This window comes from Paenibacillus sp. 01T424, from assembly GCF_056398745.1.
Genome location: NZ_JBFTPZ010000004.1, coordinates 135,106 through 149,099 on the forward strand (window position 1 = coordinate 135,106; position 13,994 = coordinate 149,099).

General features: G+C 41.9%; 13 protein-coding genes. 4 read left to right on the top strand and 9 right to left on the bottom strand.

What is annotated here, in order from left to right:
• Window positions 1–24 precede the first annotated feature (24 nt).
• Window positions 25–378, bottom strand: coding sequence for a VOC family protein (locus tag AC1DPK_RS05195; RefSeq protein ID WP_477509546.1), 354 nt, complete (start codon window positions 376–378; stop codon window positions 25–27).
• Window positions 379–592: 214 nt separating this feature from the next.
• On the opposite strand from AC1DPK_RS05195, the gene AC1DPK_RS05200 reads away from it, so the two are divergent.
• Window positions 593–1,735 (top strand): acyltransferase, encoded by a 1,143-nt coding sequence (locus tag AC1DPK_RS05200; RefSeq protein WP_441878318.1) that lies wholly within the window; start codon window positions 593–595, stop codon window positions 1,733–1,735.
• A 187-nt stretch (window positions 1,736–1,922) separates the two neighbouring features.
• Complete coding sequence (locus tag AC1DPK_RS05205) at window positions 1,923–2,546, top strand: acetate uptake transporter (RefSeq protein ID WP_430056472.1); 624 nt, start codon at window positions 1,923–1,925, stop codon at window positions 2,544–2,546.
• Between the two features lie 139 nt (window positions 2,547–2,685).
• Here AC1DPK_RS05205 and AC1DPK_RS05210 read toward each other — a convergent pair whose 3' ends face one another.
• The 6 genes from AC1DPK_RS05210 to AC1DPK_RS05235 all read right to left on the bottom strand — a co-directional run bounded on the left by AC1DPK_RS05210 (window position 2,686) and on the right by AC1DPK_RS05235 (window position 7,351).
• The gene (locus AC1DPK_RS05210) at window positions 2,686–3,540 is read right to left on the bottom strand and encodes a MurR/RpiR family transcriptional regulator (protein WP_441878316.1); all 855 of its coding nucleotides are present in this window, start codon (window positions 3,538–3,540) and stop codon (window positions 2,686–2,688) included.
• 12 nt (window positions 3,541–3,552) lie between these two features.
• Window positions 3,553–4,452, bottom strand: a complete 900-nt coding sequence (locus AC1DPK_RS05215) for an ROK family protein (protein WP_477509547.1) — start codon at window positions 4,450–4,452, stop codon at window positions 3,553–3,555.
• Window positions 4,453–4,455: 3 nt separating this feature from the next.
• Complete coding sequence (locus tag AC1DPK_RS05220; protein WP_477509548.1) at window positions 4,456–5,145, bottom strand: N-acetylmannosamine-6-phosphate 2-epimerase; 690 nt, start codon at window positions 5,143–5,145, stop codon at window positions 4,456–4,458.
• 209 nt (window positions 5,146–5,354) lie between these two features.
• Window positions 5,355–5,696 (bottom strand): zinc ribbon domain-containing protein YjdM, encoded by a 342-nt coding sequence (locus tag AC1DPK_RS05225; RefSeq protein WP_054025674.1) that lies wholly within the window; start codon window positions 5,694–5,696, stop codon window positions 5,355–5,357.
• 111 nt (window positions 5,697–5,807) lie between these two features.
• Window positions 5,808–6,785, bottom strand: a complete 978-nt coding sequence (locus AC1DPK_RS05230; protein WP_441912931.1) for a ring-cleaving dioxygenase — start codon at window positions 6,783–6,785, stop codon at window positions 5,808–5,810.
• 209 nt (window positions 6,786–6,994) lie between these two features.
• Entirely contained in the window at window positions 6,995–7,351 is a 357-nt protein-coding gene (locus AC1DPK_RS05235) for a nucleotide excision repair endonuclease (protein WP_076266468.1), read from the bottom strand.
• Window positions 7,352–7,576: 225 nt separating this feature from the next.
• Here AC1DPK_RS05235 and AC1DPK_RS05240 point away from each other — a divergent pair, with 225 nt between their 5' ends.
• Both AC1DPK_RS05240 and AC1DPK_RS05245 read left to right on the top strand, forming a co-directional pair.
• Window positions 7,577–8,260, top strand: coding sequence for a response regulator transcription factor (locus tag AC1DPK_RS05240; RefSeq protein ID WP_477509549.1), 684 nt, complete (start codon window positions 7,577–7,579; stop codon window positions 8,258–8,260).
• Between the two features lie 7 nt (window positions 8,261–8,267).
• Complete coding sequence (locus tag AC1DPK_RS05245) at window positions 8,268–9,929, top strand: sensor histidine kinase (protein WP_477509550.1); 1,662 nt, start codon at window positions 8,268–8,270, stop codon at window positions 9,927–9,929.
• 124 nt (window positions 9,930–10,053) lie between these two features.
• Here AC1DPK_RS05245 and AC1DPK_RS05250 read toward each other — a convergent pair whose 3' ends face one another.
• Window positions 10,054–11,868, bottom strand: coding sequence for an ABC transporter ATP-binding protein/permease (locus AC1DPK_RS05250; protein ID WP_477509551.1), 1,815 nt, complete (start codon window positions 11,866–11,868; stop codon window positions 10,054–10,056).
• Window positions 11,865–13,817 (bottom strand): ABC transporter ATP-binding protein/permease, encoded by a 1,953-nt coding sequence (locus tag AC1DPK_RS05255; protein WP_477509552.1) that lies wholly within the window; start codon window positions 13,815–13,817, stop codon window positions 11,865–11,867. Before AC1DPK_RS05255 ends, AC1DPK_RS05250 begins: the two co-directional genes overlap by 4 nt.
• Between the last annotated feature and the right edge of the window lie 177 nt (window positions 13,818–13,994).

Sequence of the window (13,994 nt, forward strand, 5' to 3'; positions counted from 1 at the left end):
GCCATAGTGATTGTTGAGTTATAGTTACCCGTTTTTCTCCCAAAGCTCGATCAATCGACCTTCTGGATCTTCAATCCAAATAAATTTCCCAAATTCACTAACCTCTAAGTTCTTTGCAAGAGGTACTTTCATATGTTCAAGATGCTTAATAGTCTCGTCTACATTATGTACTTGGAAATTTAACAACACTTGTTGTTCTGTTGGAAAATAGCTGTCATTCTCGCTAAAAAAAGAAAAGATAGTCTCATTTCCGGATTCGGGTTTTATCATCGTCCCATTCCAATTCCCTATTTCAAGCTTCAACACTTCACTGTACCATTTTGTTATCATTTCAAGATTTTTGGTTCTCCAAAATATACCGCCAAAACCTTTTATCATTGTATCCAACTCCTGTCTGTCATTAGATTTTTAGCTATCCGATTACAGTAAATATTCGAGATTTAAATTTAAGTTCCTTTTTCAATTTCCCTGCCCGCGCACAATTTCTCCACAAACTACTACATTATATTTTTCCACTTTTGTGCTATACTAGCTTGTCAGCATTTTAGCAACAAATATTGTTAAATTATCTACTTACTCACGAGGTGCATAAATGTCTCAACCGCCAGCTAAGAAGGCGCTTTTGACTGAGCTTGAGAGCCTACGCGCATTTGGCATACTTGCTGTCATTATGATTCACGCGACATCCTCTTCAGTAGTCAATTCCGATCCTAACTCCACACTGTTTTTGATTCTTGTCCTGTTTAATACGTTATCCAAATTCGCCGTACCTCTCTTCATTCTGATCAGCGGCATATCTCTTTTCTACAATTACAATGATAAACCATTAAACAAACAAACAGCTACGATGTTCTACAAGAAACGCATCACTAAAATTATGCTGCCGTTTCTCCTATTTTCGTTTATGTATTATGCCACTATCATCTACTTCAGATACGGATTTATTAATTTCGAGCAGTTTATCTCTTATTTTCAGACTTGGGATTTTCTCGTTAAATTGCTGATTGGAAAAACCTATGCTCATTTGTATTTTATCTTTATTATTATCCAGTGTTATTTGCTCTTCCCTGTACTTTGGTATGTGATGAGAAAATGGCCGCGTCTCGTCAATTGGTTGATCACAGGTGGACTTCTCATTCAGTGGATTTATATGCTGAACGCCAAGGAAATGGGAATCAAATACGTCACCAGCGGTTTTTTCGCATACAGCTTGTACTTTTGTATCGGGGCTTATATAGGAATCAACTATACGAAATTTTATGCCTTCTGGGAGCGCAAACGCAGCAGCATTGCTTTACGAAGCACATTAATTCTAGTAGTAGCCATTTCCGGTACGCTCAACGTGATCTACTTCTTGCGTGAGGCGCAGGGAAAACTACTATTTAACGATAGCTTTTTGGTGCAAATTAAAAATGAAATTTATATTACATCGGCTTGTTTGCTGCTTATTCATCTTGCCCTTCGGATTAAGGCATCCCGCATGGAATATTTGAAATCGGTACTTATTCATCTCAGCCATGCGTCATTTGGCATGTACTTGCTGCATCCGATGTTCCTCAGATATTACCGTATGATGGATGTGAATGGGAGTCCGCTCGTTTACGGAGCATGGATTGCAGGAGGCTTCTTCCTGGCTTTAGTTGGCTCATGGATCATCGTTGCTTGGGCCGGCAAAGTGAAAGGACATTGGGTTTTATTCGGACCTATCCCCAAACAGAAATCACTCGGACAGTAGCCTAAGTCTGAATTTAAAACATTTATGTGACGCCCCTCTGCTGAAACAAGGCAAAAGGGGCGTTTTCAATAATTTCCCCCTATGCGCGCCAGATCTTTTCCGTTAAACTAGAAATTCTGGTATCGGCAGAATCAACTATACTATTGCAGGTTTACCCCTGAAAACTATTGGAGGTTTCTTTTCTAACATGCATAATGAACATCATTCCAATGTCAAAATTGTAACAGCCGACCCAAGCGCCATCGGCTTATTTGGGCTGGCTATCGTTACGCTCGTAGCTTCCTCACAGAAGCTCGGCTTAACTGACGGTCTAAGCCTCGTTATTCCATGGGCGATTTTTCTAGGCGCCTTTGCTCAGCTCTTTGCTTCTATTCAAGATGCAAAACATAACAATACATTCGGTATGACCGCCTTTGGCGCTTATGCTTTCTTCTGGATGGCGATGGCTGGCAGTTGGCTGATCAAGCTCGGTGTGTTCGGCGCTGAGCTGGCTGCAATCGCAGATAGCAAGCAGCTTGGTTTTGCTTTTGTCGGTTATCTCATTTTCTCGCTGCTGATGACTATCGGAGCAGCGGAGACCAATAAAGTATTATTCTTCATCTTCGTTCTAATTGATTTGCTTTTCCTTGGACTGAGCTTCGATGCATTCGGAGTAGCACCAGACGTGTTCCACGCACTAGCTGCCTATGCTGAGATGGGTATTGCTCTCCTATCGCTATATGCCGCAGGCGCAGCTGTACTGAACACCCATTTTGGACGTGTGTTTCTGCCAATCGGCCGGCCTTTTGGCATCTTCAAGCCTCGTTCATAATCGGAATCTCATCATTATACAATGTTAAAGCCAGCCGCTCTTCGTGCCGATCCGCGATAGAGCGGCTTTTTCTATGAAAATCAAAAAGAGGCAGAGTGCTTAACGATCGCACTCTACCTCTTTTTGTTCACCGTAAGCTTTATAGCAATTTCACAGCTACCGACGCAGCGGTGCTTTCCTTATTCCTTATTGAATCTTCATAGGTTCTCTTGAAATATTCCACATACAAAACATCGAGCAAATAAAGCTGTGAAATCTTCGCAGATAATGAGCCGCCCTGCAGAGGTCCTTCATTCGCTCCGCATAGCAGTGTCAGATCAGAGTAAGAGGTCAGCGGTGACTTAACGAACCTCGTAATCGAAATGACGGTAGCACCGCTTTCTTTGGCCCTTTTCGCTACTTCAATCGTATCCTTTGTAGAACCGGAATAAGAAATAACGACAGCGACATCCCGTTTCGTCATTAAAGCCGCTGACATCATCTGCAGATGCGAATCGATGCTGCATTCCGTTTTGTTTGTGATACGCATAAATTTGATTTTCGCTTCCATTGCCGTCATTAAGGAGGAGCCTACGCCAAAAAATATGACCCGTTCCGCTTGGAGCAAATGCTCAATCGCCTGATCCATTTTTTCGTTATCGATTAAGTTATAGGTCTCGTTCAATGCACTTATGTTGGATGACAGCACCTTAGAGGACACTTGATCCATCGTATCATTCATCAGGACCTTGTCCGTAAGCTGCGGTATTTCGTTTTCCGCGGTGATGCTATGTGCAAGGGCAATCTTAAAATCCTGATACCCTTTATAGCTTAACGACCTGCAAAACCGGAATACGCTGGACTCGCCCACTCCACAGTGATCTGCAAGATCGGTAATCGACATGTAGACGACACCTTCCGAGTTTTCCAGAATGTAGTCTGCTACTTTCCTTTCGGTATTCGTCAGGTTGTTGTATTTCGAATGAATCGTTGTAAAAATATTGATAGTGCGCAACCGATCACCTCCCTAAATCCTGTCCATTCCGCGTAGAAATAATGATGCCGCACCTAATAAGCCAGCTTTATTTCCAAGAGAAGCCTTTACGATGTTCACACCCGCAAAGCTCTCCATAATTAATGCTTTGGTTTGTTTCTCAACCATTCGAACAAGCTCATCCTGCTCCATCACTCCGCCTCCTACAATAATAGCAGGTGGATTGAAAATATGAATGAGTGAAGCCAAACCCGCGGATACTTCGGTCGTCCATGCATGCAATATTTGTTGTAATGGTTCGTTTCCTACCTGTATTTTATCAAAAAAACCTTTTCCGTCTACAATTTCAGGATCAGCTTCTTGGGCCATTCGAATTAAGGCTGTTGTTGAGGCATTGGTTTCATAAAATGATTTGCACGTGCCGCCATTCGTTTGCGACAATGGACGGGTAAACATATGACCGAATTCAGCAGCTGAGCCGCTCGCACCACGATAGATTTGACGATTCATGACGATGGCTCCGCCAATCCCCGTCCCAAACGTTAAGCATAAGAAACCAGTAAACGACTTTGCCGCTCCAAAACACGCCTCGCCTAATGCAGCTGCATTCACATCATTTTCAACCTTCACAGGCTTATGGAACCGATCCTCTACGATCTCTCTGACCTTCATGCCTGTATAGCTTGGGATATTCTCATTGGCATACAAGATGCAGCCCTCATCTGCGTTCACTTGTCCGGCCGTACTAATAGCGACAGCATCAAAATGCTGATATGACTCCATTTGGGAAAGCAGCTTTTCCATGAGATGCTTGCCGCCCATATGAGCTTCGGTCGCATACTCCTTGAACTGAGTGATATGGCCTCGTTCATCGCAAATGCCTATCTTCGTATGGGTACCGCCAATATCTGCCGCTAAAATGTTCATTCCCATGGGCTATTCAACAGCCTTTACGAATTTTTTGGTTATTTCCATCGGTCTTGTAATGGAAGATCCCACTACAGCTGAATAAATCCCTTGGTCAAATAATCGTTTTAGTTCCTCAGGTGTTGAGATACCGCCCTCCGCAATAATCGGAACGGATATCGTATTCACGAGCTTCTCTATCAACTGAAAATCTGGCAAAACATTATCTTTTGTTGCTTCCGTATAGCCGCTAAGAGTCGTCCCAATAATGTCAAACCCTAGCGCAGCAGCCTCGATAGCTTCAGCATAGGTCGAGCAATCCGCCATAAAGAGCTGATCTTTATACTTTTTTCGTAGTAAAGGAAATAATTCCGATATCGTTGATCCGTCCGGCCTCACACGATTTGTTGCATCCATTGCAATGATATCCACGCCTTCGCGGCAAAGTTCATCCACTTCCTTCATCGTAGGGGTGATAAATACGGAAGAGCCCTCATAATCCTTTTTTATAATACCGATGATCGGTAGATCTACCTGCTGCTTAATTTCCCTAATATCCTCTACGCTGTTGGCACGAATTCCTGAAGCTCCGCCTAAAAAAGCTGCATATGCCATTCTCCCCATAATAAATGGACTATGAAGCGGTTCATCCGGCAAGGCTTGGCAGGAAACGACCAGCTTTCTTCTTATCCTATCAAGTACATTTCTATTTGTATTCATTGGACTCCACTCCGCTGCTGTTTTTATTTACTCACTGACTGCCGCTGCCATCTAGGCAAAATCAACATATCATAATACCCTCATTTTGTAAATTAATTTCACCACTATTTAATTTATGAAAATTATTTTCGCCTAAGCATCAATAAAAAGGCCCGATAAGCTCTAAAGAGCCAATCGGGCCTCGCCTATACATGAATTAAAAGCAAATCCTAAATCTTCTTAACAAATTCCGACTTCAATTTCATAGCGCCAAAGCTATCGATTTTGCAATCAATATCATGATCGCCTTCAATTAAGCGGATGTTTTTTACTTTTGTGCCTATTTTGATAACGAGCGAGCTGCCTTTAACTTTAAGGTCTTTAATGACCGTTACAGAATCACCATCGTTCAGCACATTTCCATTCGCATCTTTAATTATTCTTTTATCTTCATCGTTATCGGATTCTGATTGTAAGCTCCACTCATGACTGCATTCTGGACAGATTAGCAGACTGCCATCCTCATATGTGTATTCAGAATTACATTCCGGGCAATTTGGCAAACTAGACATAAGTTCATGTCCCCCATTCCTTATTATACATTCAAGTTCTCCTTGAAGTTGCCTTACAAGTATAGGGGATATTGTCCAATCAATCCACTGCCTCTGTCTATTTCTGAAGCATTATTCTTTAATAAACTCCTTCGTACTGCGAACCGTATCGATCGGACGGACTAATTTCTCGATTTCTTCACGCTTAGGCTCTAGGAAAGGAGGCAACGATAATTTTTCACCAAGCGTCTCATAAGGCTCATCACCCATAAACCCTGGACCATCTGTTGCAAATTCGAATAAAATTTGCGGAGCCACTCTAGCGTACAACGATTCGAAAAAGTGACGGTTTACATAGCCGGAAGACGGCAATCTGAAGCTCTCTAGGCGCTCGATCCATTCATTTAATACGCCGCGGTCTTCTACACGGAATGCCACGTGGTGAACGGTGCCGAAGCCTTGATGCGCTTGTGGAAGCACAGCATTGTATTCCACAATAACTTGTGCTCCGTTTCCGCCTTCACCAACCTCAAATAGATGGAATGAGCCGTCTTGGTCAATTTCTTTAAACAACAGCACTTTCTCCAGCATCGTTTTGAAGTTCTCGAAATTAGAAATACGAATGAAGATTGGTCCTAGACCCGTAATCGCGTGCTCTAATGGGATTGGTCCTTTTTCCCAAGGCACCCCTGAAGCTACCCCTTTATTATTTTCATCCGAAATCAATTGATACTGTTGGTCATCAAAGTCAACGAACGAAAGTGACTTCTTGCCAAACATCTCTTGAATGCCGGTATGCTTCACATCTAGACGGTTGAATCGCTCTACCCAGTATTGCAAAGCCGCATCATTCGGAATTCGGAATGAAGTTTTTGAAATTTCATTCGTTCCATGCACGCCCTTCGGAATATGTGGAAAATCGAAAAATGTCATGTCAGTTCCTGCGTTGCCTTTATCATCTGCAAAAAACAAATGATACGTTTGAATATCGTCTTGGTTCACCGTTTTTTTCACTAATCGCATGCCTAACACGTTTGTAAAAAAGTCATAGTTGCGCTCTGCACTGCTTGTAATTGCCGTAACGTGATGGATACCTTTTAATTGATTCATTATATATTCCTCCATTCAATTTTAGCTTTCCCGTGGTTCATGAATACAAATCATCTTCTAAAAACAATCTTTAATTTAATTATCTTTAATTTAAGATAAATATAACAGGTTTACTTTTCGATGTCAACAAGCCGCCATCTTACCTAAACAAAAAAACAATAAGCCTCGTCCTAATGACTGCGCTCATTGCTTTGTGTTTGTCGATCTATTTATTTAAAGAACACTTTTTCTACATTGTATTTCGCTCTGAATTTGTTTATAAGGTATGTTTCGTAAATCTCGCGATCAACCGAATCCTCATTAACATAAACCTCAATTTTAGTAACCTCATTGCGATGATTTTTCATGACGGATACGGAATCCTCAAAATGTTTTTTGATACGGGGTCTTAGCTTCCGTGCCTTGCCGACAAACAGCAGCTCGTCCTTATCGTTGTAAAACATAAAGAAACCGCCATGCTCCCTCGTAATCAGGTGAAAATCAGTAAAGCCATAAATATTGCTCAGCTGTGGATTAACCTGCTTCGTTATGGTTACGTCCGGCGCCGGAATCGTTATGTTGATCATAATGGTTCACTTCCTTCTTAACGTATAGGTCTATATACTATCATAAAACGACAAATGAAAACCATTAGCAATGCAAATTAGAGGCGAATGAGCCGGTATATAGGGCAGCATTGCGTTTACAGGATCATTTCCTCCATAATGGTGGTAATTAGTGAGCTTCAACAATATGAATCATAATGCCCCTATGACAGTGGAATGACAAGGGCTAAAGAGGAGAAATCCAATATGGTGAAACAGCCCTTAATACTCATCGTTGAGGATGAGCCTCGCATGCGGGAGCTTGTTGCAGATTACTTGGAAGAAGAGGGCTACCACATCATACAAGCAGCAAATGGCTATGAAGCGTTAGAGCATGCTCGCCATACGCCGCCTGATCTCGTTGTGCTTGATATTATGATGCCCGGTATAGATGGTTTTGAAGTATGCAAGCAGCTTCGCAGTCACTCCCAGACTATAATTGTTATGCTAACGGCTAGGTCAGAGGAAGAAGATAAGTTATATGGCTACGAATTGGGTGCAGACGATTATGTAACTAAGCCATTTAGCCCCAAAGTATTGATCGCGAAAATTAAAGCCTTATTAAGCCGATGGCATGTTCATGATGGGGTCGCAGAGCTGAAGAAGCATCATGATTTGGAAATTAATGAGCAAGCCCATGAAGTTTATCTTTACGGCAAGCTTCTCGAATTGTCGCCAAAAGAATACGAACTGCTGCTGTTCTTCTACCAGCATCCAAATATCGTATTAACAAGAGATACTCTTCTTGATCGCTTATGGGGGATCGATTATTTCGGCGATGCCCGTACAGTCGATACGCAGATTAAACGTCTACGCAAAAAACTAGGAGACAAGGCTGATTACATCCAAACCGTGCGCAACAATGGTTATAAATTTCAAAACAAAACATGAGGTATTTATGAAGAGAGAGCGATTGGATTTCAAAATATTTTGGGTGACCTTGGTCGCTTTGATGTTATTTATCATCTTATGGATGGTGCTCCAGACTAAATTTTTCGGAACGTTTTATAGCGAGCAGAAGTCGAATGAGCTATCTCAGCAGATGGAAAGCATTTATCATAAGTATGCATCCGGTGTTTACGATCTAAACGTCAAGCCAGAAGAGGTCGTCAGCTTCGAACAACGCTTTTACGGTGTAACAGCCACGTTGTACAAGCAAGGAAATAAAATCGACGTGTATGCTGGGGGCTACAAAGCCATTCCTGCTATACCTGTGACGCCTTCCATCATCCTTAATAATGATTACGATCTATCGATTCAACTCGATCCCGAGCCTTACGTCCAGCCTCCGCTGGATGATAAGAACATTAGAAGCCAACCCCTCGTACCTGCAGCTTATGTTAATCCCTACAGTAATCGGCTGTCAGACGCCATGAGCATTTGGCTGCAAAATAACAACCGATTCAGCACACTATCCCAAATAGGACATGTGAGCGTAACGAAAATATCATCCTTTAATGCTGATAACGAAAACATGCTACTTGCCGCAGTGAAGCTGCCGAACACAGTGAACCATAGAGGTGGAGATGCGTATTTGATTGCGCTAGCTACACTCCAGCCCGTCGGCGATGCTGTTCAAGTTATGAGCCGATTTTATATGTATTTTTACGCGCTTGCTGCCATCCCTATTTTACTTTTCGCTTATTTCCTTTCACGCACCATTACATTGCCGCTGATGCAGCTGAACAAAGTAGCAAAGCGTCTGGCTAAGCTCGATTTCACAGCATTCGTACGTATGAACCGGAAGGATGAAATCGGCCAGCTCGCGGGAACGATGAATAGCCTTGCCCTTAATCTGCAGCAAACGATGGCCGAATTGCAGGAAGCGAATATGAAATTACTTGATGATATCGAGAAAGAAAAGCAGCTAGAACGCATGCGCAGGCAATTCGTAGCAAGCGTATCACATGAATTAAAAACACCGGTCAGTCTAATCCAAGGTTATGCAGAAGCGCTCCAAGACAATGTAGCAAACGGACTGAAACGCGATAAATATACGGCCGTGATTATCGAGGAATCGGAGCGGATGGCCCGTCTTGTCGCCGATTTGCTGGATCTATCCCAACTAGAGAGCGGCCGGTTTGCACTGCAATGGTCAACGGTCCCGCTTTATGAAACGGTCCAATCGGTACTAACGAAAATGGCTCCACTCTTGCATGAGAAATCCATTCGTCCTCAGCTGATTGGACTAGATGCTGAAGAACAATGGGTGCGATCAGATCGGCAGCGGCTGGAGCAAGTGCTGATCAACCTGCTTGGTAACGCTATACGCCATACCCCCGTTCAAGGACGTCTTGAAATACGTATAAAGACCGAAAAGTCATCCGTACGGGTAGCGCTTAAAAATGAGGGCACACCTATTCCCGAAGAGGATCTGCCTTATATTTGGGACACTTTCTATAGAGCCGACCATTCAGGCAGCCGTGAGCTTGGAGGAACCGGCATCGGCTTGTCAATCGTAAAAGCGATTTTACAACGACATGAAAGTGAGTACGGCGTGTTTAATGAAGAGGATGGTGTAACGTTTTATTTGACCCTTCCTCTTCTAGATCATAATTAAATCAGGTCAATTAGCTGTAAATATAAAAAAACAGTCTAAACCCCTATCATTCAGGAGTATAGGCTGTTTTCGTTTGCAACACGATATTGCCTTTTAACATCACTAAGTATTACTTTGTAATCCTTTATTTCCGAAGAGCATCCGCCGGCTCAGCAGCAATTAGTTTCTGACTAACAATCGTACTCATTAAAAGAATAATGATAAATGTTGAAATGACAGTAATCGCAATTTGCAGGGCTTGTATGATCATTCCGCCCCCTAGCAAAAGACTATATACATAACTGATGACGAAGAACATTCCGAGACTGAGAATCGTTGATGTACTAGCTAAAAGGATGTTTTCAGCTGCTAATATCCCCCTGATCCATCCCTTGTTGTAGCCGAGAGCTGCTAAAATTCCGATCTCACGGTATCTAGCGTTTGTTTGTTTAGCAAGCAGTACAATGCTAATAAAAAGTGCGATGGATAAAATAAGAATGGACACAGCAAGAAAAAGCTTCTTTACGCTGTTAAAGGTTTTCTCCAGAGCAGCGACTTGCTCCACAGCCGTTTTGGTCGTTATGTTTTGTTTTTCCAAACCCTCTGTTACCGGCACAATATCCGAAAAGCTTGTCACATCATAAGAAACTGAGAATGGCTTCTCTCCTCTCTCATGCTCATAAAGTGATTGCTCCACATCGGAGCTGATGAAAAAATCATCATAACCTGCGTTATAGATACCGCTGATTGTGAGAGGGAAACTGTGTCCGTTATATTTTAGCGTTATTTTTTGGCCAATGAGCTCACGAATATTATCGGTAAGTTTTCTCCCTACACTTGGCGTAATTGAAATCTCGTTCTCCCCATATCTCGGCATTATGCCATATGACATATTTTCAGTGGCTCTTGGCATGGGTATTTTCTCTTTAAAGCTAACGATCCCTACACTTAGGGTAAGTTCTACGTCCTTGAGTACGTATTGATAATAGACATTTTCAATTCTATAATCCTGGCTTAGTAGTTTGAATGGATCTTGTTTCTCATTTAACGCGATGTATCCATTATTGAACGCGGTGTTTTTATCTTTAAAATCAGTAATAGACTGACTCATGATGTTGCTGGATGAGAGTGAGACAACAAACAGCGCAATTCCTATTGCAATGACCAAGCTAACTGCCATATAACGAAATAGTCGCACTCTAAAATTTTTAAAAGCACGTTTCCAAATGGATACCTGGGTACGGTTACTCGTATGCTTTGCTTTGATTTGCTTTTGGACTATCGTTTGTTCTGCTGATGTTACTTGAGATGAAATAACATATATCTTCCCATTTTCAATAGACAAAACTTCATCAGCCCACGAACATATCTTTTTATCATGGGTAATGACAACGACCAGCCGATCCCTTGCCACTTCCTTTAAGATATCCATGATTTGATTAGCTAACTCACGATCAAGTGCTCCAGTAGGCTCATCTGCGAATAATATTTGTGGATCATTCACAAGTGCTCTCGCAATCGCTACGCGTTGCTTTTGCCCCCCTGATAGATTTTCCACTTTTTCTTCTGCCTTCGTTTCGATGCCTAACTCTTTGATTAATGCAAATACCTTATCACGGTTTTCTTGCGCTGAATTCCCATTCAACTCAGCTGCGAGTAAAATATTTTCCATAACCGTATAGCCGCTTATTAAATTGTAACTTTGAAAAATAAACCCAATATGGTTTTGTCGGAATTGGCAAAGCTCTACTGGTGTCATTTCTGTAATTTTCTCATCGCATACCGTAATGTTTCCTTTGTAATTCATATCGAACCCTGCGAGCAGGTTCAATAATGTACTTTTCCCACTGCCTGATGCGCCAAGAATACAGGTAATCCCTCTATTCCGAAACGTATATCCTATACGGTTTAAAATAGTTTGGTCACCATATTTTTTTGTTACCTCTTCTAAAATAATCATGCTCTGTCACCTGACTTCAACGATTTAAATGTATTGACAGTCCCAATCACCATCGTTGTTATCAAGCCGCAAAACAAAGCAATGAGGATAATCAGGCCCGCCTCTATAGCATATGATTTGGCTTCCAAAACACCCGGCGAGCCAGTAATTGAATTCATAGCCATGTTGATGAGTGGAGAGGCCAACACAAATAATACAAATGCCGCTAAGCTAACAAACATGTATTCCACGAACGTCATTTTTGTTAGATCGCTATTCCTATAGCCGTTTATTTTGAAAATCGCATATTCTCTTTTACGCATAGCTGCTGTCATAAACGAAATGGCAAGCGAAACGATTAAAGACAGAATGCTAATGACAATGACAGCTGAGCCTGACTGCTCTTTCGCCTGAGCATTTAATCGAACCATATCTTCGACCAGTTCAAATCTGCCATTCGGCACAATTCCCATCGCCAGCAGCTCGTCTTTCAATGAAATCATGTCCTCGGCGCTATTTGCTCTCATCGAGAAATTAGACGTTTTGGATTTCATGTTCGCCTGTTCGCGCAGTTCAATAACCGATGATTTACTGAAAAAGAATGAGTCGTTTACTGGATACTCCTTAATCTCACCGTTAAACTCTACCACAGCTGTGGTATCCGCTACACCAACAATTTTGACAGTCGTACCAACTGGCTTTTCAACTGGCTCACCGGAATCCCAATTAAAAAGCGTCCCACGGAGGTCAATCGTTTTGCCGATGAGATCATTATTGGAAACGCCTAAAACATCTGCCAAGCTGTTTGAGACAACCACTTCATTATGATCACCCGTAGGCATTTTACCAGATATTAGCTTTTTGAATACAGGGACATTGTTTGAGCCCTCAATCTTGTGCTCCTTGCCATCTAAGACTACCGTAATATTATTCACTGCCTGGGCAAATACCACGTGCTTCACACGTTCATCATTTAAGTATTTTTCATAAAGGCCTGCAATGTCCTGATCCACATCGACATTTGGCTTTTGCTCTTGATCAGATTCGCTTGAACTGCCTGCGCTTATAAATTTAGATGCAATCTCAATATCAAAAAGGCCCTCGCCAATCGCAGCGTACAATTCATCAAAGCTGTTTTTACTCGTGTTTTGTATACGGCCTGTTGTATTCATTAATAGAAAGCTTGTCGATACCAATATGGCAATCACCAACACCGCGTATCTGCTTATTTTACTCTTTATATTGGTCATTGAGATTGACATGGTCCGCTTCACAGATAATGCGGGTTTTGCTGTCATCGGAGATGGTTTTGGCTTAGCTTGTTCGACTTTGGTTTCCGACACGAGCTCACCTTTATCAAACTCAAAAACACTGCTCTTATCGTCAAGCATCGAGCTATCATGCGTGACGATAATGACTGTACGCGTTTTGGCGATTTGCTTCAATATATTAATAATTACACTGGCTGATTTCGGGTCAAGCGCGGCTGTGGGCTCATCAGCAATAAGGACCTCAGGATTTTTCATAAGCTCTCTTGCTATAGCCACCCGCTGCTTTTGACCGCCAGATAGATTTCTGACCTTCTGCTTTGCGAGTTCATTAATTTTAAGCTGCTTCATGAGCTGAGTTATTCGTTCACCTGAAATGGTATCTTTTAAATAGAGAGGCATTTTTATGTTATCCAATACCGATAAATCGTCGATCAAATTAAATTCCTGCCATACGATCCCGATTTTTTTATTGTGATACTCACTCTTATCCTTTTGGCTGAGCGTTTTTAGATTTTGCTTTTTGTAATAAGCCTCACCTTTAAAATCCTGGTCCAAGCCTGCTAATATTTTGAGGAGGGTTGTTTTCCCGCTTCCTGATGCACCTACGATAAAGTTAAGCCCACCCTTGATTTCAAGAGATATATTTTTAAGTGCATATTCCTGGCCGAATAATCTGGATACATTATGAATTTCATACATGTTTATTTCTCCTATCTTTCCTTTATTATTGATGGCGGTTTCTATACTATAAGGGGTCAATGTGTCATTCAGGTGGCGGTGCGGCAATATATAGGATGAGATATGCAGCCCAATACAAATTTTGTTTGATGCATAGAAACAATAAAAAGAGCGTCAGCAAATAATCTATGTTTCACC